Raw genomic sequence first — 22,287 nt, 5'->3', positions numbered from 1 at the left:
CAGCCGCGCGACGGTGAGAAGCGAACGGCGAAGCTGCCGATCTCCCCACTTGTGGGGAGATCGGCAGTTGTCCCTAAAGCAACCCCGCCTGCTCAGCCTCGCGGCGCAGATTCTGCCGCGGCCTGGGGCCGATCTGCTGGATCACCAATCCGGCCGCCAGTGAGCCAAGGTCGCCGCAGGTCTGCAGGTCGCGGCCTTGCGTGTAGCCATGCAGGAAGCCGGCGGCATAGAGATCGCCAGCGCCCGTCGTGTCGACCAGTTCCTTGATGGCGGTCGCCTTGATGACCACCGTCTCGTCGCCGCGCACGATCACCGAGCCTTTTTCCGAGCGGGTCACGGCGGCGATCCGGCAATCCTTGCGGATCTGCGCCAGCGCCTCGTCGAACGACGACGTCTGGTAGAGCGACTTGATCTCATGGCTGTTGGCAAAGACGATATCGACCGTGCCCGAACGCATCAGGTCGAGGAATTCGTCGCGGTAGCGGTCGACGCAGAACGAATCCGATAATGTCATCGACACTTCCCGGCCTGCCGCGTGCGCCAGCTTCGCCGTCTGCCGGATCGCCTCCTTGGCGCGCGGCGGGTCCCACAGATAGCCCTCGAAATAGGTGACCTTGGCGCCAGAGGCCTTGTCGGCCTCGACGTCGTCAGGGCCAAGCTCGACACAGGCGCCGAGATAGGTGTTCATCGAGCGCTCGCCGTCGGGCGTGACGAAGATCATCGAGCGCGCCGTCGGCGGCTCGCCCTTGAGCGGCGAGGTGTCGAAGGCGACGCCCTGCGCATGGATGTCGTGGGCGTAGATTTCGCCCAGCGCATCGTTGGAGACCTTGCCGAAGAAGGCGGCACGGCCGCCGAAGCTGGCGACGCCGGCCGCCGTGTTGCCGGCGCTGCCGCCGGAGGCTTCGATCGCCGGTCCCATGCGGCTGTAGAGCAGTTCGGCGCGTTGTGTGTCGATGAGGTTCATCGCGCCCTTGATGATGCCGTTGGTCTCGAGGAATTCCTCGTCGCACTGGGCGATGATGTCGACAATGGCATTGCCGATGCAAAGCACGTCATAATCCGGCATCAAAATCTCCGCCAAAAACCCGAGCCGGCTTCTTGCCATGTCGGCCGGGCGCGGGTCTAGCGATTTGAAACCGGTTTGCCTAGGGCGTGACACGCAACTTTGGCGGAACAGGCAAAGGCGCCTCAGCCGCGAGGCGCTATGACAATTCGACCGTGGCCGAAGCATTTCATCACCGCACCGTCTACAAGGCAGGCTCAGACGATCCCGTTTCGAAGGCGAGCCAGCCCCCAATGTCTACAAAGAGCATGTCGACAAAGAACGAGACTGCAAAAAACGACATGACCACCGACCTGGCGCTGCTCGCCTTGCTGGCGGTGCTCTGGGGCGCCTCCTACACCTTCATCAAGATCGGCGTCGAGACGATCCCGCCGGTAACCTTCATTGCGGCCCGCACCCTGATCGCCGGTGGCATCCTGTTCGCCATCATCCGCTGGCGCGGGCTTGCCATGCCGGGCGATGCAGCAAGCTGGCGCCGCTTCGCTTTCCAGGCCTGTCTCAACAGCGTCATCCCGTTCACCCTGATCGCCGGGGCGGAACGTTCGGTCGATGCCGGCCTCGCCACCATCCTGAATGCGACCTCGCCGATCTTCACCTTCCTCTTGACCGCGCTCATCACCCGCCACGAGCCGGTCACCTTGCGCAAACTGATCGGTGTGGGCGCCGGCATTGCCGGCATCTGCCTCATTATCGGCACGCAGGCGCTGGGTGGCCTCGGTCATGAATTGTGGGCGCAATTGGCAATCGTCGCCGCAACGGTCTGCTATGCCGGGGCCGCCATTTTCGGCCGCGGTTTCAAAGGCCTCGATCCGATGCTGCCGGCCGCCGGTTCGATGCTATGCGGCGCCGTCATCCTCGTACCCCTCAGTCTGGTGTTCGACCACCCATGGACGCTAGCGCCCTCGACCGCATCGATCCTGGCCCTGCTCGGCCTGTCGGTCTTTTCCACCGCGCTGGCCTTCGTCATCTATTTCCGCCTCATCCACACGCTGGGTTCGGTCGGCACCACCTCGCAGGCCTATCTGCGCGTGCCGATCGGCGTCGGCATCGGCGCTCTCTTCCTCGGCGAAAGCCTGGGCTCGACGGCATGGCTGGGCATGGGTTTTGTCGTGGCCGGGGTCGCCGCCATGACCATCCCGATTCGAAAGCCGGCATTTGCGGGGTAAACGCCAGCCCGCTTGTGCTCATGCCCTGCTCTGCTTATCTCGGAAGCGTCCGCCTTTTCGACGGTGTCTGGTGACCTGGGGGTAAAGCACTGTGATTTTCGACGCTGCCCGCACTGCGGCCCTCGAGCTGTTTTCGCCTCCTTTTCGGGCCGTGTTCGTCAAGACGCTGGGCTTGACTGTGCTGGCGCTGGTGGCTCTGTGGTTCGGCTTGACCAGCCTCGTCGAGTGGCTGGCGCTGCCGTGGCTGCAGACGCTGTTGCCCGGCATGCCGTCCTGGGCCGGCTGGCTCGGCGGCATCATCGCGGCGATAGCGCTTGCCTTCGGCATGGCGTTGCTCATCGCGCCGGTGACGGCTGTTGTCGCCGGCCTGTTCCTCGACGATATCGCCGAAGTGGCCGAGCGCACCGACTATCCCGGCGATCCGACCGGCCGCGCCATGCCGGCGCTGCGCTCGCTGGTGCTGTCGGCGCGATTCCTCGGCGTCGTCATTCTCGGCAACATAGTCGCGCTGCTGCTTCTCCTGGTGCCGGGGATCAACATAGCCGCCTTCTTCATCGTCAACGGCTATCTGCTCGGGCGCGAGTTCTTCGAATTCGCCGCCATGCGCTTTCGCGGGGAAGACGAGGCCAGGGCCTTGCGCAGGCAGTATGCCGGCACAGTGTTTCTCGCCGGGCTGGTTATCGCGGCTTTCCTCGCCGTGCCGTTGCTTAACCTGCTGACGCCGCTGTTCGCCGCTGCCATGATGGTGCATCTGCACAAGGCGATCTCGGCGCGGGAAGTGGCTCGCCGCTCACGCGGATGAGCATTTCGTCAGCGCAACAGGAACCCGCGTCCGAGCTCGTCGTCTGCTTCGACGATAAACTCCGCCCGGCCGCTATAATAGGCGCGGCCGCCGACGCGGGCGATGATCGCCCCGTGCGGGCCAGCCTTCGCCGTCCGCACCACGGCTCCCGAAAAACGCGAGCCGGCAATGCTTTCGAACGTGCGCGTCTGTCCGATCGCGATCTCGCCCTTGGCATGCATGGCCGCCAGCCGTGCGGTGACGCCGGAGCCGGTCGGCGAGCGGTCAACCTCCGCTTCGGCGAAGACGCAGATGTTCTTGGTCACCTCGGCGGAAAACGTATCGCGGCCATCGGTCAGGATGGTGCCGTAGAGGAATGCAAGGTCGGCATGGTCGGGATGCGACAGCCGCAACTCGGCCTTGAGCCTGTTGGTCAGCGCGGTCGCCGCATCGACGAAATCGCGCACCCGACTGCTGCCGAATTCGAGCCCGAATTGGTGGCAATCGGCCAGCGCGTAGAAAGCTCCGCCATAGGCGACGTCGAAGCCGATCGTGCCATGGCCCCCCAGCTCTATCGTCTGGCCGCCGGCGAACAGGAAGGCCGGCACGCTTTCGAACGAGACCGCGCCGGCCTTGCCGTCCCTGACCTCGACCGAGGCGACGACCAGCCCGCACGGCGCCTCGATCTTGACGGTCGTGATTGGCTCCTGTTTCGCCACCAGCCCCTCGTCAATGGCATAGCGGCCGAGCGCGACGATGGCGTGGCCGCACATGGTCGAATAACCCTCATTGTGCATGAACAGCACGGCGAGATCGGCGCCGGCCAGGTCCGGCTCTACCAGCAAGGCGCCATACATGTCGTAATGGCCGCGCGGCTCGAACATCAGGATTTTCCTGAGATGATCGAGATGGTCGCGCACATAGGCGCGCTTTTCCAGGATCGTGCCCTTCGGGATATCCGGATAGCCGCCGGTGACGATCCGGAGCGGCTCGCCGCCGGTATGCATGTCGACGACGGTCAGCGTCATGCGACTGGCTTCGTGAAGAGGGCCTGCAATTTGCCGAACGGCATGGCGGCGCGGGTGAAGCCGAAGGTGCCGTCCTGCTGGATCTCGCGCGCCGCCGTTTCCAGCATGCCATAGGCGAAATTGGTCAGCCACGGCCCGAGTGAAATCCGCTTGACGCCGGCCATGGCGAGATCGGCGATGGTGAAGCCTGGTACCGCCATGACATTGACCGGCTTGCTGACCGCCGAGCAGAGCGTGCGGATCATCTCGACGTTGCCGATGCCTGGCGCATAGAGCACGTCGGCGCCGGCCTTCTCGAACGCCTGCAGCCGCTTGATCGTATCGTCGAGGTCGGATTTGCCCAACAGAAAATTCTCGGCCCGCGCGGTGAAGACGAAATCGCGCTTGAGCGCGCGCGCGGCCTCCACAGCTGCCGCAACGCGCTCGACGGCGTGCGCAAAATCATAGATCGGCTTGTCCCGATCGCCGGTGTGGTCTTCGATCGAGCAGCCGGCAAGACCGGCCGCTTCGGCCGCGAAGACGGTTTCAGCGGCCTGCTCGGCGCTGTCGCCCTTGCCTTTCTCGAGGTCGGCCGAGACCGGCAGGCTGGTCGCCGCTGTCACCTCGCGGCAATGGTGGATCATCTGGTCGAAGGTCACCGCGCCGTCCGGCAGACCGCGCGAAAAGGCAAAGCCGGCGCTGGTCGTCGCCAGTGCCGTGAAGCCGAACGAGCCGAGCAGCTTCGTCGTGCCGACATCCCAGGGATTGGGCATGACGAAGGTCGAGGCATGCAGGTCGCGAAAAATCTTGCCCTTGTCCATGGTAGTTCCCCCATCATATGCGGTGTGGCTAAGTGGATTTTATCCTGCCCCATTTGGCCCGGCAAACGAATGCGGTTGGTTCAGAAGCGTTTGGCGTTCTCTCCTGCCAATTTGTCCAGCGCGTCGGAATCCTTGGCGTAGCGCGATGTCTTCTTGTCCCAGTGATAGGTGACGGAGATGTCGTGAGATTCAGGCTTGGGCGGCTGGTCATCGCAGCTTTCGTCATCCACTACGGTGGCATCGGTCACCGTTGCCTTGATTCCCGCATGGCGCCGGCCCTCTGCGATGGCTTTAAAGGCAATGTCCTGCGTCCGGCTATAGGCACACACGTGCTCGTCGAACAAATAGATGATGTCGATCAGCTTCAACTTGTCCCTGGCAACCATAATCAGCGGGACGATCATATAGTTCTGGTTTGAATTGGAATGCGAACTCTCGATCATGAGTATATCATCATTGGCGCCGATGCCGAGCTTGCCGGGTTCGCGGAAATAGGTGCTGCGGTCGAGGGCGACATTGGCGGCGTCGAGCAGCCTTGGTTTGCCCGTAATGTCGTAGAGCGCTAGCACCGCATACCCTTCGGCGCTGTCTGAGGAATCGCCGAGATCGAACAGCATGGTCAGGCGGTCCTTGCCTCCCGCCTTGATGGCAAGCACGGAGGCATTGGAAAAGCCTGAGGTTTCGGGCGGCGAGCCGCCGCTGTCGGGTGCCTCGATATGGCGCATCTCGATCGGCAACCCGCCCCTGTAAAAGCCATTCTTGTCGGCGGTGAGGTCAGGAATGACCATCCTGGCGAGGTCGAGATAGGTGATGTCTTTTTGGCCGGGCAGTGGGCTGCCGAGTTCCGGAAGGCTGGCGTCTTGCGCGCCGGCTGCGGTCCACAGCAATGGCAGTAGCATCACGGCGAGGATGAAGCGAAGCAGGTTCGTCGGCATGGGTCGCCTCAGGCTGTCGGGCGTGCGGAACGTAGCACAGCCTTCCAACCCGTCCAGTCCGTCAGCCAGCTCAGTGGATAGGCACCAGCCCGGCCAGTTCGCGCATGTCGTCGAACAGGATGCCGCCTGCCTGGATCAGGCCGTCGCGGTCGGAATAGGGATCTCCGTGATAGGAAAACACCCGCATGCCGGCGGCGATGCCGGCCTGCGTGCCGGCGACGCTGTCCTCGATGACGATGCAGTCGGCGGGCGCAAAGCCCATGGTTTTCGCAGCATGCAGGAACAGGTCCGGAAACGGCTTGCCGCGCGCGACCATGGTCGAGGAAAACATCGCGTGTTCGAACAGCGGCAACAGCCCGGTCTGGCCAAGCGTGATGTGCATCTTCGACACCCTGGCCGAGGTGGCGACGCAATAGGCGATGCCGGCGGAACGTACGGCTTCGACAAACTCGCGGACGTAAGGGATGGCCTCGACGCCATGGGCGAACAGGTCCGGCAGGCCGGCATTCCAGCGATCGACGAAATCGACGCCGAGCCTGACGCTGGTCTCTTCCTCGATCTCTTTCTGCACCGACGCCATGCTGCGGCCGGAGAAATTCTTGCGGCAATATTCGAAGCTTGTCGGATAGCCGGCAGCGGTCAGCCATTCGGCGAGGCGCCGATTGGCCAGGTTCTCGGTATCGACCAGGATCCCGTCGCAGTCGAAGATGACAAGTTTAGGCAGTTCAGGCATCAGGCGGTGCCGGTCGATCCGAACCCGCCCGCGCCACGCGCCGTGCCGCCGGCCAGGTTGCGCTCTTCCACGCCCGCCTGCGTCACCGCGGCGAACACGATCTGGGCGATGCGCATGCCGCGCGTCACGGCAAAGTCCTCGTCGCCGAGATTGATCAGCAGCACCTTGACCTCGCCACGATAGTCGCTGTCGATCGTGCCGGGCGTGTTCAAAACGGTAAGGCCATGTTTGAAAGCAAGGCCCGAGCGCGGTCGGACCTGGCCTTCCATGCCTTCCGGAATTTCCAGGATAAGCCCCGTCGGCACCAGAGCGCGTTTTCCCGGCAGGATCAGCAGCGGCCGATCGTCGGGCACCGCCGCGCGCAGATCCATGCCGGCCGCGCCGGTGCTTTCATAGGCAGGAAGGGGGAGTCCTTCCGCATGCGGCAACCTTACGAAGCCGACAGTCGGACCGATGACGGAGGAATTTTGGATGGCTGCGCGCATAAAATCGATCCTATCGGCGCGAACGACGATTCGGTCAACTCGACCGCAAGCCTATCAACGGCTTTCTTTTGGGCGGCACTGTGACCTGAGGTATGTCGAGATTCAGGTCAGGCCGACCGAAAACGGTGGGTTTCGAGAACCGGAGCGGAGCGTACTTAAGTACGTGAGCACCGGAAGCGCAGAAAACCGCCGTTTGCAGGCCGGCATCACCTGAATATCAACATACCTCAACGCAGTTCCATCGGAACGACCGTAGTCTCCTTGATTTCCTCCATCACGAACGACGCGGAAACATCCGACAGCGACACCTTGGCAATCAGCCGCTGGTAGAGCCGGTCATAGGCCTTCACGTCGGCGACGCGGGCGCGCAAGACATAATCGAGGTCGCCGGACATGCGGTAGACGCCGATGATCTCGGGGAAGCCGGTCACCGCCGCCCGGAACTTCTGCAGCCACTCTGGATCATGGTTGGACGTGCGGATCAGGATGAAGACGGAAAGGCCAAGCCCGAGCTTTTCAGCATCGACCAGCGCCACCCTGCCGGTGATGACACCAGCCTCTTCCAGCCGCTTCACCCGCCGCCAGCAGGCATTGCGCGACAGCGCCACCCGTTCCGACAGCTGGTCGACCGACAGCGTGCCGTCGCGTTGCAATTCGGCGAGCAATTTTCGGTCGATTTCATCAATTTCCGGCGCCATGTGGGATAGTTGTCCCATAGATCACCAAAATACAAGGACATTTTGAGACCGATGAACCGGCGAAGCGTGTCAGGATACTCATATCAAGAACTTGAAGCGCTGAAGGGGAACCAGCATGTCGGTCGCAAAGATTTTCACCTCTCATCCGGCCAAGGCCGGCGAAACCTATTTCAGCCACATGGGCTTTGCCGCCTGGTTTTCGTCACGCCTGTTGATGGCTGCCGGTGCCGCCCTCGTTCATGCTTTCTTGCCGTTTCTGTTTGAAACTACCGCCAGCCGAATCGTTCGCGAGCTTTACGAGCGGACGCACAACAGAGGCACACACGCGGTCAAGGAGCCCAAGGCCCTTCCCGATCGCGCTTAGGAACGGAAGCAGCGATGTGCCGGTGGGCGGCCTATCTCGGTGAAGCGGTCTTCCTCGAAGACATCCTCACGGCGCCCTGTCACTCGCTGATCGCCCAGAGCCATTGTGCCCAGGAAGCGAAATCGCCGACCAATGGCGACGGCTTCGGTCTTGCCTGGTATGGCGCCCGCCCGGAGCCGGGTCTCTATCGCGATATCCTGCCGGCCTGGTCTGATCCCAATCTGAAAAGCCTGTGCAGGCAGATCAAATCCGGCCTGTTCCTTGCCCATGTGCGGGCGTCGACCGGCGGCGCCACCAGCCGCATGAACTGCCACCCGTTCATCTCCGGCAACTGGTCGTTCATGCACAACGGCCAGATCGGCGGTTTCGAGAAGATCCGCCGCGCGCTGGAGAACTCGCTCTCCGACGCGGTCTTCGACCACCGCGAAGGCACCACCGATTCCGAACTGTTCTTCCTGCTGATGATCGACGAGGGATTGGCCACCGATCCGCAAGGCGCCGTCTCCCGCGCCACCAGCCGCGTGCTCGAAGCCTCGCGCCGCGCCGGCCTCGAACCGGCGCTGAAGCTGACCGCCGCCTTCTCGGATGGCCAGGCGCTGCATGCGGTGCGCTACGCCACCGACGCCCATGCCCCGACGCTCTATACTTCTATCCTGCGCAAGGGCGGCGGCCGCTGCATCGTTTCCGAACCGTTTGACCGCGAGGGCGGCGACTGGCAAGCGATCCCGCCGGCGAGTTTTGTCACGATCACCGGCGATAGCATCAGCATTCGCCCGTTTGCTCCAGCGGCGGCGAAGCTGGCTCTGGTCGGGTAGGTTTCTTCGCCAACTGGTAGCGTCGCGGGCCAGCGCCGACCTCAACAGACTATCGGCACAATTTCGATCAAACGCGGCCAATCCTCGAATGCTCAACTTCGCTTGAAGTCTCGCCGTAGTCCGCCATCTTCATGGACACGCGCGGCCAAGCCGGAGCATTCCTCATGGACATCGCCTTGTCCTCAACCGTCGAACTGGCCGCCGCCATCGCCAAGCGAAAAATCTCCGCTGTCGAAGCACTCGACGCGCATCTGGCCCAGATCGACGCGCACAACGAGGCCGTCAATGCCGTCATTTCGCTCGACAGCGAAGGGGCTCACGAGCGCGCCAAAAAGGCCGACGCCGCCCAGGCGCGCGGCGCCGCACTTGGGCCTCTGCATGGCGTGCCGTTCACGCTGAAGGACACGCACGAAACGTCAGGCATGAGGACCACTGTAGGCTTCCCGCCCTTTGCCGACTATGTCGCCAAACAGGACAGCCCGGTCGTCCTCAGACTGAAAACGGCCGGCGGCGTTCTGATGGCCAAGACCAATGTCGCGACCATGCTTTCGGACTGGCAGTCGAACAATCCGCTGTTCGGCCGTACCAACAATCCATGGAATCTCGAGCGCACCGCCGGCGGCTCCAGCGGCGGTGCCGCAGCTGCGCTTTGCTCGGGAATGACGCCGTTCGACGTCGGCACCGACATGCAGGACTCGATCCGCTTGCCGGCCGCCTTTTGCGGTGTTTATGGCCTGAAGCCGACGGAACATCGTGTCTCGCTGGCCGGCGCCTTCCCCGATCCGGGCGGTGCCGCGCGCAGCGTGCGGCTGGTGTCCTGCCTCGGGCCGTTGGCGCGCAGTGTGGCAGATTTGGCGCTGATCTACCAAATCATCGGCGGCCCGGACGGGCGCGACACCGATCTTGCGCCGGTGCCGGTCGAGGACATGCCCAAGCTCGACCCCAGGACACTGCGCATCGCCTTCGCGCCGTCCTTTCCCGGCTTTCCGGTGGCCGGCGACATCTCTGCCGCAGTCGAAAGTCTCGCAAGGCATCTGCAAGGCGCCGGCGCCGTCGTCGAAGAAGCAAAACTGCCAAAACTCGATCTGCACGACGATCTGGAGCAGGGCGGCGCGCTGATCGGGATGATGATGGAGGCCGCTCGGCCGGAGCCGCCGGAGGAATCGACACCGGTTTCGCGCTGGTTCGAGGCGCTCGCCCGCCGCGACAAATCCATGCTCGCCTGGGATCGGTTCTTCGAGGACCATGACGCACTGCTCTGCCCGGTCGCCATGACCACCGCTTTCCCGCATTGCGAGCCGGGCACGCCGATCAATGTCGACAGCAAGGAGCAGAGCTACTGGATGCTGCCGGCCTATGGCGCTGTCTTCAACTACAGCGGCCATCCAGCCCTTTCCATTCCATGCGGACAGGACAGCGCCGGCCTGCCGATCGGCCTGCAACTGGTCGGCAAGCGCTGGTTGGAGTCACAGCTGCTCGGCATCGCCAAGGCAATCGAACCACTCACCGGCGGCTTTCGCCGTCCGCCCGCCTATTGAGCGAAGCGCGACAATCCATAAGGGGCAAGTAAGGTGTCGCGCTCGCCGTCGAGAATTTCCCTTGTGGCGAACAGGCCGACGGCCGGCGCCAGCGTGATGCCGGAATGCATGACGGCGACGTAGACACCATCCATGCCTTCTGCGCGGCCGATGATCGGAAAGCCGTCGATCGGCGTCGGCCGATAGCCGACCGTATAGAAATCGAGTTCCAGCCCCTCGCTGTCGCGCAGCATGGCTTTCATGGCCGCAAACAGCGCGTGGGCGGTGGCCTCGGCATCCATGCCCGGATCCGCGCCGCCAAAATCCGAGCCGGCGATGATGCGGCCTTCCGCCGTCTGGCGCATGTGCAGCCGCTTGGCCAGAATCAGGCCGTTGAGCAACTTCTTGTAAGGCCGCGAATGGACGATCAGGCCGGGCGGCGTTTCGATCGGCAGCTTGATCCCGGCGGTCGCGGCGATCTCCGGCGAGCCGACGCCGGCCGCGACCACCACCTCGTCTGATGCAATCAATCCGTGCGATGTGTCGACACCGGTGATCCTGCCGCCGGTCTGGACCAGGGCCGTCACCGTGCTGGAGATGATCTTCGCGCCATCTCGCTCCGCTTCTGCCAATAGAGCACGGGCGGCGGCCACGGGCTCTGCGACACCTTCTTCGGCGACATACAGGGCAAAATCCGGAAGCTCGGCGAGATTGGGCTCGATGCGCGCGGCACCAGCGCGGTCGACGCGCTCGATGCCATAACCCCAGGCGGAATGTTCCGTGGCGTAGGTTTCCATGTCGGCCGCCGGTAAATCCCAGCACAGGCCGCCGCACCAGCTCAGCGGCAGGTCGGGCAGGTCCCGCGCCAGCCGCGTCCATTCGGCCATCGCGCGGGTGCGCAGCCGGAAATAGGGCGCCGGATTGCCCCAGCTGGCATTGATCCAGGCGAACGAATTTGGCGTCGCCACCCCGCCGGCAGCACTGTCGGCAATCACCGTCACTTGCGCACCCGCTCTGCTCAGATGCCAGGCGATGGAGGCGCCGATGATGCCGGTGCCGATGACGATCACGTGTTTCGCCGCAGTCATGCTTGCTCCTCTGCCTCGCCATCCCGAGGATGTTCATCCAGTGCCATCCCGGCAGCCGCTTGCCAACATCGCGCAGCGCAAATATGCGGCAATGCACTGGCCTGAGCCACAGCACGACTGAGCTGTACGCTCTGACGGCGAGGCGGCGATCAGCAGCTTCCGAGCCGCCGGACCGGTCGACAGGCCGGCACTGCGCTGCTAGAAGCCCGGCCTGTCATACGGAATCCCAGAGAATGCCCGAAACAATAGAAGAAGAAGTGGCGCGCCGCCGCACCTTCGCGATCATCGCGCACCCGGACGCCGGCAAGACCACGCTCACCGAAAAGCTGCTGCTGTTCGGTGGCGCCATCCAGCTTGCCGGCGAGGTCAAGGCCAAGAAGGACAAGATCCAGACGCGGTCCGACTGGATGAAGATCGAGCGCGAGCGCGGCATCTCGGTCGTCACTTCGGTGATGACCTTCGAGTATGAGGGCAATGTCTTCAACCTGCTCGACACGCCCGGCCACGAGGATTTCGCCGACGACACTTACCGCACGCTGTCGGCGGTCGACTCGGCCGTCATGGTCATCGACGCCGCCAAGGGCATCGAGCCGCGCACGCTGAAGCTGTTCGAGGTTTGCCGGCTGCGCGACATCCCGATCATCACCTTCGTCAACAAGATGGACCGCGAAAGCCGCGACCCGTTCGAGATCCTCGACGAGATCGAGCAGAAACTGGCGCTCGACACCGCGCCGATCACCTGGCCGATCGGCCGGGGAAAGACCTTTTCCGGTACCTATCATCTGGCGCTGAACGCCGTGCGCAGGGGCGATGATGAGAAGGAGCGCACGCCGGTCAACGGTCCTGATTCCAACCGCGTCGCCGGCCTGTTGCCTGAAAACGAACGCGAGGCCTTCATCGAGGAGCTGGACCTGGCGCGCGGAGCCTGCCGGCCGCTCGACATCGACGCTTTTCGTGAAGGCCACCTGACACCGGTCTATTTCGGCTCGGCGCTGCGCAACTATGGCGTCCGCGACCTGATCGAGGCGCTTGGCGCCTTTGGACCGCCGCCGCGCGCGCAGGAGGCCGACACCCGCAAGGTCGAGGCGACCGAGGAGAAGATGACGTCCTTCGTTTTCAAGATCCAGGCCAACATGGATCCCAACCACCGCGACCGCATCGCCTTCGTCCGCGTCTGCTCGGGCAAGCTCGAGCGCGGCATGAAGGCCAAGCTGGTGCGCACCGGCAAGCCGATGAGCCTGTCTGCGCCGCAATTCTTCTTCGCCCGCACCCGCGTCACCGCCGACGAGGCCTTTGCCGGCGACGTCGTCGGCATCCCCAACCACGGCACGCTGCGCATCGGCGACACGCTGACCGAGGGCGAGGAAATCCTGTTCGGCGGCGTGCCGAACTTCGCCCCGGAAATCCTGCGTCGTGTGCGCCTCGGTGATGCGATGAAGGCCAAGAAGCTGAAGGAGGCGCTGCACCAGATGGCCGAGGAGGGCGTCGTGCAGCTGTTTTCGCCCGAAGACGGCTCGCCAGCCATCGTCGGCGTCGTCGGTGCGCTGCAGCTCGACGTGCTGAAGGAGCGGCTGAACTTCGAATACACGCTGCCGGTCGAATTCGAGATGTCGCGTTTTTCGGTCTGCCGCTGGATCTCGGCCGACGACAAGACGGAAGTGCAGCGCTTCATCGAAGCCCACCGCGGCGACATCGCCCGCGATCTCGACAACGATCCGGTGTTCCTCGCCCAGCACGCCTTTTCGCTGAACTACGAAGCAGAACGCTGGAAGGCGATCAAGTTTGCCACGATCAAAGACTATCAGGTCCGCGACAGAGCGGTGTAGGCGCCAGTTTTCCTTCTCCCATTCACGGGGAGAAGGTGCCCGAAGGGCGGATGAGGGACGGCGCGACCCTCTACTATCCTCTAGCGGCTTCCTCGATCTTGGCAATGTCGATCTTGCTCATCTGCATCATCGCGGACATCACGCGGCCGGCCTTGGCCCGGTCCGGATCCAGAAGCAGGCGCGGCAGCTGCTCCGGCACAACCTGCCAGGAGACGCCGAACTTGTCCTTCAGCCAGCTGCATTGCGACGGTTGGCCGCCACCTTCGATGAGCTTGTCCCAGAAGTAATCCACCTCTTCCTGCGTCTTGCAGTCGATCGACTGCGACATGGCCTCAGTGTGCTTGAACTGCGGTCCGCCGTTGAGCGCCTGGAACTGCACGCCGTCGAGTTCGAACGTGGTCACCAGCACCTTGCCTTCATCGGCGTAGCCTTTGGGCCAGCGCATCACGCTCAGCACCTTCGAATTCTTGAAGATGGAGACGTAGAAGTTCATGGCCTCTTCGGCCTGGCCGTCGAACCACAGGCAGGTGGTGATCTTTTGCATGTCGTGCTCCTCGGGTTGGTTTGGTTGCGGTTACGGCGAAACGGCTGACTCCGCGAATGGTGCCATTTCCATGCCGTGTGCCTAAGGACGGCCGTGCGGCACGCAATCCGACACCAGGGTGCAATATTTTTGGAATATCTGATTTTTTCGAGGAATCTGGCGCATTGCAAAATTGTGGCCAGACCGGGCTTGCGCGTCTATAACGCCTGCGGTCCGAACTCAGCTTCGCCGCGCCATTCCTGGGCTGCGGCCAGCCACCAAGGAAAAAACATGCCAGCCTATCGCTCCCGCACCACCACCCATGGCCGCAACATGGCCGGCGCCCGCGGCCTCTGGCGCGCCACCGGCATGAAGGACTCGGATTTCGGCAAGCCGATCATCGCGGTGGTCAACTCCTTCACCCAATTCGTGCCGGGCCACGTTCACCTCAAGGATCTCGGCCAGCTGGTGGCGCGCGAGATCGAGAAGGCCGGCGGCGTTGCCAAGGAATTCAACACCATCGCCGTCGATGACGGCATCGCCATGGGTCATGACGGCATGCTCTATTCGCTGCCGTCGCGCGAATTGATCGCCGATTCGGTCGAATACATGGTCAACGCTCACTGTGCCGACGCCATGGTCTGCATCTCCAATTGCGACAAGATCACGCCCGGCATGCTGATGGCCTCGTTGCGCCTCAACATCCCGACCGTCTTCGTTTCCGGCGGCCCTATGGAGGCCGGCAAGGTGGTGCTGGCCGGCAAGACGCAGGCGCTCGACCTGGTCGATGCCATGGTCGCGGCCGCCGACGACAGGATCTCCGATGAGGACGTCAAGGTCATCGAACGTTCGGCCTGCCCAACCTGCGGCTCCTGCTCAGGCATGTTCACCGCCAATTCGATGAATTGCCTGACCGAGGCGCTTGGCCTGTCGCTGCCCGGCAACGGCTCGACGCTGGCTACCCACGCCGACCGCAAGCGGCTGTTCGTCGAGGCCGGTCACTTGATCGTCGATCTCGCCCAGCGCTATTACGAGCAGGACGACGAAACCGCGCTGCCGCGCAACATCGCCTCCAAGGGCGCCTTTGAGAACGCCATGACGCTCGACATCGCCATGGGCGGCTCGACCAACACCGTGCTTCACATCCTGGCTGCCGCGCATGAGGGCGAGATCGATTTCGATCAGGACGACATCGACGCGCTGTCGCGCAAGGTGCCGGTGCTGTGCAAGGTTGCTCCGGCCAAGTCCGACGTCCACATGGAAGACGTCCACCGCGCCGGCGGCATCATGGCCATCCTCGGCCAGCTCGACAATGCCGGCCTGCTCAACCGCGACCTGCCGACGGTGCATACGTCAACCCTGGGCGAAGCGCTCGACCATTGGGATATTTCCCGCACGACCAGCCAGAGTGTGCGCGATTTCTTCCTCGCCGCCCCTGGCGGCGTGCCGACACAGGTCGCCTTCAGCCAGGACCGCCGCTGGGACGAGCTCGATCTCGACCGCGAGAAAGGCGTTATCCGGTCAGTCGAACATCCCTTTTCCAAGGATGGCGGCCTTGCTGTGTTGAAAGGCAATCTGGCGCTCGACGGCTGCATCGTGAAGACGGCTGGCGTCGATGAATCGATCCTGAAGTTCACCGGCCCGGCGCGCGTCTTTGAAAGCCAGGATTCCAGCGTCAAGGCGATCCTGTCGAACGAGATCAAGGCCGGCGATGTCGTCGTCATCCGCTATGAAGGACCGCGCGGGGGCCCCGGCATGCAGGAAATGCTTTATCCGACCAGCTATCTGAAGTCGAAAGGCCTCGGCAAGGCCTGCGCTCTGGTCACCGACGGCCGCTTCTCCGGCGGCACGTCGGGCCTGTCCATCGGCCATGCGTCGCCGGAAGCCGCCGAAGGCGGGCTGATCGGGCTGGTGCAGGAGGGCGATACGATCGAGATCGACATCCCGAACCGCAGCATCCGCCTGGCTGTCGATGAGGCGGAACTCGCTGCGCGCCGGGCGGCGATGGAGGCCAAGGGCGCCCTGGCCTGGAAGCCGGAGGAAAAGCGCAAGCGCAAGGTGACGACCGCCTTGCGCGCCTATGCCGCCATGGCGACCAGCGCGGCCAAGGGCGCGGTGAGGTTTGTGCCGGAGTAAGGTTGACGCCAAAGCCCCCTCATCCGGCCGCTACGCGGCCACCTTCTCCCCGCTGGGGAGAAGAGGCTGGCGCGCGGGCGTTGGCGATCTCTTCTCCCCTCGGGGAGAAGGTGGCCCGAAGGGCCGGATGAGGGGGCCTGGCTCCGACATCCGGGACACCATCACGGCATCAACTGATACTCATAAAGCTTCTGATAGAGCCCGCCCTGCTTGAGCAAGGTCTTGTGCGGGCCGCTTTCCACCACCTTGCCGGCTTCGAGCACCACGATCGTGTCGGCTTGGTGCACGGTCGACAGACGGTGCGCGATGACGATCGTCGTGCGGCCTTTCGTCAATTGCTGCAGCGCGTCGCGGAACAGCGCTTCCGATTCGGCATCGAGCGCGCTGGTCGCTTCGTCCAGCAGCAGGACCTCGGCATTGCGCAGCATGGCGCGTGCGATCGAGATCCGTTGGCGCTGGCCGCCGGACAGCAGGCCGCCATTCTCGCCGACATCCGTCTCGTAGCCTTTCGCCTGCGCGCTGATGAAGTCATGGGCGTTGGCCGCCTTGGCGGCGGCGATCACCTCTTCGTCGGTCGCACCCTCGCGCCCAAGCCGGATGTTGTGCATGATAGTGCCGGCAAACAGGAACGTATCCTGGCTGACATAGGCGATCTTTTCGCGCAGCGATGCGAGCGTCGCATGGGAAATATCCTGACCATCGAACAGCACCTTGCCACCCTTCGGGTCATACATGCGCATGATCAGGTTCAGAATCGTCGACTTGCCGCCGCCGGAAGGCCCGACCAGCGCCGTCATCTTGCCGGGCGCAAGCGTCAGATCGAACCTGTCCAGCACCGGCGGCCCATTCTGATAAGCGAAGTCGACGGCGTCGAACCGGATCTCGCCCGGTCCGGCCAGAAGCGGCTTCGCGTCCGGCTTCTCGACCAGAGTCAGCGGCTGGTCGGCGAGCTCGAACATCATGCGCACGCCGACAATGCCGCTTTCCAGCGATATGCGCACGCGCGCAAGGCGCTTTGCCGGCTCATAGGCAAACAGGAGTGCCCCGATGAAGGCCATGATGTTTCCCGGCATCTGGCCGCCCTGCAAGACCAGGAAGCCGCTGACGAAGATGGCCCCGGCAATTGCCAGCCCGGCCAGCGTCTCCATCACCGGGCTTGTCGCAGCCTCCAGTGTCGCGATGTTGTTGGCCCGGTTCTCGACGTCCGATACGGCCTTGTACATGCGGTTGCGCATTGCGCCTTCGAGGTTGAAGGATTTGACGACGCGCACGCCGATTGCCGTTTCCTGCATCACCTGCACGATCTGGCCGACCGAGCGAAACTCCATCGCGGCGAATTTGCGAACACGTTTGAGGATGCGGTTGACCCCGTAGATAGCCAAGGGGCCGACGACAAAGCAGATTATGGACAAGGCTGGCTGCTGCCAGACCATGACCCCTACCAGGACAACCAGCGACAACAGGTCGCGCACATAGGACGTGACAACGAGGTCGAGTACGTTGCGCGCCGCCTGCGCATTGTTGGTCATGCGTGTGATCAGGTCGGACGACGAGGTCGAATGGTAGAATTCGATGCCTTGCGCCAGGATGCGGTCGTAGATCTTGCGCTGGCGGTCGGCGATGATGGCGTTGCCGACCCGGCTCATGAAATAGGCCTGGATGAAGTTGGCGAGGCCCTTGAGGATGAAGATCGTGGCAACCCCCGCCGCAATCAGGTTGACGCGGTCAATCCGCTTGAAGACCACGAATTCGTCGGTGATCTCTTTGAGAATCCAGGCACTGGCGCCGGTCGTGGCGGCCACCACAAGCATCGACAAGATCGCGGCGCCGTAGCCAAACCTGTGCTGGTAAAAGGATTCCCGGATCAACCTCGCCACGAGGCGCTGGTTTTCCGTCGAGCGGAAGAAACGAAACAAATGGCGGATCCTTGAAACCGGGACAACGAAGGCGGCTTATAGAAGGAGTTGCGGCCGGATGGAACTATCCGCGGCCGCCGCGGACAAACCGCTGTTGCAAGCGGCATCGACGAGATGCGATTTTCAGCCTCGGCTATATCAGATGATTCTTTGACGGGATGACGACATATGGATTTCGACCTTATCGTTCGCGGCGGCACACTGCCTGATGGCAGGGTTGCTGACATCGGCATCAGCGGTGAGACGATCGCGGCGATCGAACCCACTCTGCCGGGATCCGCGCGGACCGAAGTCGACGCCCGTGGCAATCTGGTCTCGCCGCCCTTCGTCGATCCGCATTTCCACATGGACGCGACGCTCTCCTACGGCATTCCGCGCATCAACGCGTCGGGTACGCTGCTCGAAGGGATTTCGCTGTGGGGCGAGTTGAAGCCGCTTTTGACGCATGAGGCGGTGCGTGATCGCGCATTGGCCTATTGCGACTGGGCGGTGTCGATGGGCCTGCTCGCCATCCGCACCCATGTCGACGTCTGCGATGACCGCTTGCTGGCGGTCGAGGCGCTGCTCGAGGTCAAGAAGACGGTCGCTCCCTATATCGACCTGCAACTGGTCGCCTTCCCGCAGGACGGGTTTTATCGCTCGCCGACGGCGCGGGAGAACACCATCCGCGCCTTGGACATGGGCGTCGACATTGTCGGCGGCATTCCGCATTTCGAGCGCACCATGGCCGACGGCACGCGCTCGGTAACGGAACTGTGCGAGATCGCGGCCAAACGCGGCCTGATGGTCGACCTGCATTGCGACGAGACCGATGATCCGCTGTCGCGCCATATCGAGCAGCTTGCCTATGAAACGCAGCGCCTTGGCCTGCAGGGCAAGGTCGCCGGTTCGCACCTCACCTCGATGCATTCGATGGACAATTACTATGTCTCGAAGCTGCTGCCGCTGATCGCCGAGGCGGGCGTCTCGGTCATTCCCAATCCGCTGATCAACATCATGCTGCAGGGCCGCCACGACACCTTCCCGAAGCGCCGCGGCCTGACTCGGGTCAAGGAAATGCTGGCGCTCGGCATTCGCGTCGGCTGGGGCCAGGATTGCGTGCTCGATCCCTGGTATTCGCTGGGCACCGCCGACATGCTCGATGTCGCCTTCATGGGTCTGCACGTCGCCCAGATGTCGAGCCCGGCCGAGATGGCGCGCTGCTTCGACATGGTTACCAACGTCAATGCCGCGATCATGGGCCTCGATCATCTCGGCCTGGCGGTCGGCAAGCGCGCCAGCCTGGTCGTCCTCGATGCCGGCAATCCGGTCGAAGCCCTGCGGCTGCGCGCCGAGCGCCTGTGCGTCATCGCCAGGGGCAAGGTGCTGGCGGAGCGGACGAAGCAGGAAACCAGGCTGTCCATCGACGGAAGGCCGGGAATGGTGAACCGGCGGCACATATCCAGCTAGATACAGCCGATTCCCGGCGCTGGTCTTACCCATTGCCCGAATTCTCCTCGTCAAAGCAGCCACTTCCGTCTACGACGCGGCTTACCAGGGAGGAATCGGGATCGGCATGACGCAGCCCGTGGCGCAGAATTCAACGATCAGGAATGTGCTTTTGGCTGGCATTCTGCTGATGCTGGCCGGCGACTTCCTGTTTGCGCTGAACGACGCCATGGGCAAATGGCTGGTCGCCAGCTTCTCCGTCGGCCAGGTGGTGCTGATCCGCTCTATTGGCGCTTTCTTCGTGCTCGGCCCGATGATCGCCAACCAGGGCCCGGCCAAGCTGTTTCGCATGGAACGCCTGGAGCTGCAGCTGCTGCGGGTGGTGATGACCACGCTCGACACCGCGCTCTTCTATGCCGCCGTAGTCTATCTGCCGCTTGCCGATGTGATGAGTTTCTACATGGCCGGGCCAATCTACGTCGCGGCACTCTCGCACCTCTTGCTCGGCGAAAAGGTCGGCTGGCGCCGCTGGATGGCGATCCTGCTCGGCTTCTGCGGTGTGCTGATCATGCTGAAACCGTCCTCGGCGGCGTTCTCGCTGTCATCTGGCTTTGCGCTGGTGGGCAGTATCTCCTTCGCCTTCGCCATCATCCTCAACCGCCGGCTGCGCGGCACCAGCGACACCAATCTGGTGACATGGCAGACCATCGGCACACTGCTGGTCGGCGGCGTGCTGAGCATCGGCGCCTGGCAGACGCCGTCGGCGCTCGATCTCGGCGCCATGCTGCTGCTCGGCATAGTCTCCTGCGGCGCGCATCTGATGATCACCAGGGCGCTCAAGCTGGCGCCGGCCTCGACGCTGGCGCCGCTGCACTACACGCTGCTGCTGTGGGCGGTAGTCTTCGGGCTGGTGTTCTTCGGCGACGTTCCCGGTCCGCGCATCCTGATCGGCTCGGCCATCGTCGTTCTCGCCGGCCTGTTCATCTTCCACCGCCAGAAAGTGGTCGAGACCACGGTGCCGCCCGAAAACGTTCCGAAGGGCGTGAATTAATGCATGTGGCCTAAAAGTGACCTCGGTTTTGGGAGAACGACATGCATAAAAACAGAGATCTAAAGCGCGTCGCCTGAATCCGTTCAAACGTGACGCGCTTTAGTCCAGGCTCACCCCCGGCGGATCGCCGCCAGATGCCGTGAAAACTCGGACGTCTCCATCAGCGCCTTGCAGCCCGCGAAACGGCCATCGGCATAAGCGCGAAAATCATCGACTGGATTGTTGTTGGCGAGCTGGATCAGTCCCCACAGCGTCCACAACAGATCGCACATTGCCTTGTAGATGACGATGCGGCCGCGCTCTGCCGGCCTCGCTTCGCCGCCGAAATAGGTGCGCATCATCTCTTCATCCTGCGCCGTGTCGAATTTGCCTTCCACGGAGAGGTCGCCAAGGTCCCAGAGCGGATCATTCATGCCCGAATATTCCCAGTCGACGATCCACATCCGCTCGCCCGTATCGAGAAAATTCTCGCACAGCGGGTCGCAATGACAGGCAACGAGAGGCAGCGGATGGGCGGCCAGCGCCGACCGCACTGTCTCAGCGTTGCGCACCACGTCATGATAGCCGGCAGGAAGGGCAACGTCCTTGGTCGACAATATCTTGAGATAGTCGTCGATCATCGCAAACAATTCGAAGCGGAATGGAAACACCGCGCCGGAAGTGTGCAACTTGCTAAAGGCTTCGCCGGCGCGCGCGGGACTGCCCCGTCGCATCTTGAACTTCTCCGGCGACATCGTCTCGGCCCCGGCGATGAAGCGTGTCACCATCACGCCGGTCCTGCCGTCGAAATGCAGCACCTCGGGACTGACCCCTGCTTTTGCCGCTTCGCGCGCTGCCACCGCTTCGTTGGCCCGGTTGATGTATTCCTCGGTGCCCTTGCCGGGAATGCGCAGGCATAATTCGCCGGCCTTGAAGACCAGATTGGTAAGGCCGCCGAGCCGTTCGAGCGGCCCGTCGTAGCCGGCCAGCATGGGAATGGCGTCCAGTGCCGCACGCGCCTCGTCTGTCACCATGCCTGCGCCCCCACGCTGTTATTTGTCGCAGCGACGGTTCCACAATTTTCGCGCTTTGGCTATCATCCCTGTGAGACCCAAGGGACAGGACAAAAGTGGCGGACAGCAAACATCATGGCGCGCTCGGCGCTGCTTATGCGGCGAAGCGACCCGAAGAGGTGGCGGCACTCTATGATCGCTGGTCGGAAACCTATGACGCCGACATGTCGGCCGCCGGCTACCGCCATCCGACGATCTGCCTTGCCCTGTTGGCCCGCCATTTGCCGCGCGGCGCCGCACCGCTGCTCGATGCCGGGGCAGGCACCGGACTGATCGGCGAATGGTTGAACATTGCCGGCTATCCCCAGGTCGAGGCACTCGATATTTCTGAAGGCATGCTGGCCCAGGCGGCACGCAAGGGTGTCTATTCGGCGCTGCATTGCCTGGCGCTGGGGGGTCATCTGCCCTTTGCCGATGATCTTTATGCCGGAGTGATCTCGGCCGGCGTCTTCACATCGGGCCACGTCGGCATCGAGGGGCTGGACGAACTGATCCGCATCTGCCGGCCGGGCGGCATCATCGTGCTGACGGTCAAGAACACGCTGTGGAATCAGGGCTTTGCAACGCGCATCGCTGAGCTCGAGGCGCAAGGCCTCGTCACCCGCGTCGAGGAAACGCGCCCTTACGTCTCCATGCCTGGCGAAGCCGACACCGTGCCCAGCCGCGGTCTCGCTTTGCGCGTAAACTAGAGCATTCTAGGAAAGTGTGAAGCGGTTTTCCCGGGAAAACGCATAGCGTTTTCCCTTGGGAATTGCGTCAAAACAAAGAGTTAGAGCAGCTCGCCGTTTCCGTGAAACGGTGAAATGCTTGTCTTATGACTTTTCATCGTTTCGGGGCCAAAGTGGGTTGCCGCCTGCGGGCCTTCACCACCCGCAGGCGGCG

The 22,287-nt window shown here is 63.2% G+C and carries 21 protein-coding genes; 10 read left to right on the top strand and 11 right to left on the bottom strand.

Annotated elements, in window-relative coordinates; all coding sequences use genetic code 11:
- Positions 1-73: 73 nt before the first annotated feature.
- Entirely contained in the window at positions 74-1,066 is a 993-nt protein-coding gene (locus LB558_RS13845) for an adenosine kinase (protein WP_224698063.1), read from the bottom strand.
- A gap of 278 nt (positions 1,067-1,344) precedes the next feature.
- On the opposite strand from LB558_RS13845, the gene LB558_RS13840 reads away from it, so the two are divergent.
- Entirely contained in the window at positions 1,345-2,229 is an 885-nt protein-coding gene (locus LB558_RS13840; protein WP_224698062.1) for an EamA family transporter, read from the top strand.
- Positions 2,230-2,320: 91 nt separating this feature from the next.
- Entirely contained in the window at positions 2,321-3,031 is a 711-nt protein-coding gene (locus LB558_RS13835; RefSeq protein WP_224698061.1) for a sulfate transporter family protein, read from the top strand.
- Between the two features lie 8 nt (positions 3,032-3,039).
- Here LB558_RS13835 and LB558_RS13830 read toward each other — a convergent pair whose 3' ends face one another.
- The 6 genes from LB558_RS13830 to LB558_RS13805 all read right to left on the bottom strand — a co-directional run bounded on the left by LB558_RS13830 (position 3,040) and on the right by LB558_RS13805 (position 7,689).
- A complete protein-coding gene (locus LB558_RS13830) occupies positions 3,040-4,038 on the bottom strand; it encodes a proline racemase family protein (RefSeq protein WP_224698060.1) in 999 nt (332 codons plus the stop codon).
- The gene (locus tag LB558_RS13825; protein ID WP_224698059.1) at positions 4,035-4,838 is read right to left on the bottom strand and encodes an isocitrate lyase/PEP mutase family protein; all 804 of its coding nucleotides are present in this window, start codon (positions 4,836-4,838) and stop codon (positions 4,035-4,037) included. The genes LB558_RS13830 and LB558_RS13825 overlap by 4 nt, the downstream gene beginning before the upstream one ends.
- Before the next feature lie 80 nt (positions 4,839-4,918).
- A complete protein-coding gene (locus tag LB558_RS13820) occupies positions 4,919-5,773 on the bottom strand; it encodes a hypothetical protein (RefSeq protein WP_224698058.1) in 855 nt (284 codons plus the stop codon).
- Positions 5,774-5,843: 70 nt separating this feature from the next.
- The gene (locus tag LB558_RS13815) at positions 5,844-6,506 is read right to left on the bottom strand and encodes an HAD family hydrolase (protein ID WP_224698057.1); all 663 of its coding nucleotides are present in this window, start codon (positions 6,504-6,506) and stop codon (positions 5,844-5,846) included.
- Positions 6,506-6,991: a dUTP diphosphatase gene (gene dut / locus LB558_RS13810; protein ID WP_224698056.1), complete on the bottom strand. Its 486-nt coding sequence runs from the start codon at positions 6,989-6,991 to the stop codon at positions 6,506-6,508. Before dut ends, LB558_RS13815 begins: the two co-directional genes overlap by 1 nt.
- 227 nt (positions 6,992-7,218) lie before the next feature.
- Positions 7,219-7,689, bottom strand: coding sequence for an Lrp/AsnC family transcriptional regulator (locus tag LB558_RS13805; RefSeq protein ID WP_224698055.1), 471 nt, complete (start codon positions 7,687-7,689; stop codon positions 7,219-7,221).
- 115 nt (positions 7,690-7,804) lie between these two features.
- Between LB558_RS13805 and LB558_RS13800 the strand changes: the two genes are divergently transcribed.
- The 3 genes from LB558_RS13800 (at position 7,805) to LB558_RS13790 (ending at position 10,406) form a co-directional block, all read left to right on the top strand.
- A complete protein-coding gene (locus tag LB558_RS13800; protein WP_224698054.1) occupies positions 7,805-8,053 on the top strand; it encodes a DUF6356 family protein in 249 nt (82 codons plus the stop codon).
- Positions 8,054-8,067: 14 nt separating this feature from the next.
- Positions 8,068-8,868 carry a class II glutamine amidotransferase gene (locus tag LB558_RS13795; RefSeq protein WP_224698053.1) on the top strand — a complete coding sequence of 267 codons (801 nt, stop codon included), beginning with the start codon at positions 8,068-8,070 and terminating at the stop codon, positions 8,866-8,868.
- A gap of 164 nt (positions 8,869-9,032) precedes the next feature.
- Positions 9,033-10,406, top strand: a complete 1,374-nt coding sequence (locus LB558_RS13790) for an amidase (protein ID WP_224698052.1) — start codon at positions 9,033-9,035, stop codon at positions 10,404-10,406.
- Here LB558_RS13790 and LB558_RS13785 read toward each other — a convergent pair.
- Entirely contained in the window at positions 10,400-11,473 is a 1,074-nt protein-coding gene (locus LB558_RS13785; RefSeq protein ID WP_224698051.1) for an NAD(P)/FAD-dependent oxidoreductase, read from the bottom strand. The genes LB558_RS13790 and LB558_RS13785 overlap by 7 nt on opposite strands.
- Before the next feature lie 233 nt (positions 11,474-11,706).
- Here LB558_RS13785 and LB558_RS13780 point away from each other — a divergent pair, with 233 nt between their 5' ends.
- The gene (locus tag LB558_RS13780) at positions 11,707-13,299 is read left to right on the top strand and encodes a peptide chain release factor 3 (RefSeq protein WP_224698050.1); all 1,593 of its coding nucleotides are present in this window, start codon (positions 11,707-11,709) and stop codon (positions 13,297-13,299) included.
- A 73-nt stretch (positions 13,300-13,372) separates the two neighbouring features.
- Here LB558_RS13780 and LB558_RS13775 read toward each other — a convergent pair whose 3' ends face one another.
- Positions 13,373-13,843: a VOC family protein gene (locus LB558_RS13775; RefSeq protein ID WP_224698049.1), complete on the bottom strand. Its 471-nt coding sequence runs from the start codon at positions 13,841-13,843 to the stop codon at positions 13,373-13,375.
- 270 nt (positions 13,844-14,113) lie between these two features.
- Between LB558_RS13775 and ilvD the strand changes: the two genes are divergently transcribed.
- Positions 14,114-15,958 carry a dihydroxy-acid dehydratase gene (ilvD, locus tag LB558_RS13770; RefSeq protein WP_224698048.1) on the top strand — a complete coding sequence of 615 codons (1,845 nt, stop codon included), beginning with the start codon at positions 14,114-14,116 and terminating at the stop codon, positions 15,956-15,958.
- A gap of 161 nt (positions 15,959-16,119) precedes the next feature.
- On the opposite strand, the gene LB558_RS13765 is transcribed toward ilvD, so the two are convergent.
- Positions 16,120-17,874, bottom strand: a complete 1,755-nt coding sequence (locus tag LB558_RS13765) for an ABC transporter ATP-binding protein (RefSeq protein ID WP_224698047.1) — start codon at positions 17,872-17,874, stop codon at positions 16,120-16,122.
- 168 nt (positions 17,875-18,042) lie between these two features.
- On the opposite strand from LB558_RS13765, the gene LB558_RS13760 reads away from it, so the two are divergent.
- Positions 18,043-19,323: an amidohydrolase family protein gene (locus tag LB558_RS13760; protein ID WP_224698046.1), complete on the top strand. Its 1,281-nt coding sequence runs from the start codon at positions 18,043-18,045 to the stop codon at positions 19,321-19,323.
- 106 nt (positions 19,324-19,429) lie between these two features.
- Positions 19,430-20,353 carry a DMT family transporter gene (locus tag LB558_RS13755; RefSeq protein WP_127256435.1) on the top strand — a complete coding sequence of 308 codons (924 nt, stop codon included), beginning with the start codon at positions 19,430-19,432 and terminating at the stop codon, positions 20,351-20,353.
- 110 nt (positions 20,354-20,463) lie between these two features.
- Here LB558_RS13755 and LB558_RS13750 read toward each other — a convergent pair whose 3' ends face one another.
- Entirely contained in the window at positions 20,464-21,366 is a 903-nt protein-coding gene (locus LB558_RS13750) for a phosphotransferase family protein (RefSeq protein WP_224698045.1), read from the bottom strand.
- A 95-nt stretch (positions 21,367-21,461) separates the two neighbouring features.
- Here LB558_RS13750 and LB558_RS13745 point away from each other — a divergent pair, with 95 nt between their 5' ends.
- On the top strand, positions 21,462-22,094 hold the full coding sequence (locus tag LB558_RS13745) for a class I SAM-dependent DNA methyltransferase (protein ID WP_224698044.1): 633 nt from the start codon (positions 21,462-21,464) through the stop codon (positions 22,092-22,094).
- Positions 22,095-22,287: the final 193 nt, after the last annotated feature.

Origin of the sequence: Mesorhizobium sp. CO1-1-8, from assembly GCF_020164875.1 — a bacterium.
Taxonomy (GTDB): Bacteria; Pseudomonadota; Alphaproteobacteria; order Rhizobiales; family Rhizobiaceae; genus Mesorhizobium.
The sequence above is the reverse complement of the archived record's forward strand: the minus strand, read 5'-3'. Positions and strand labels throughout refer to the sequence as shown.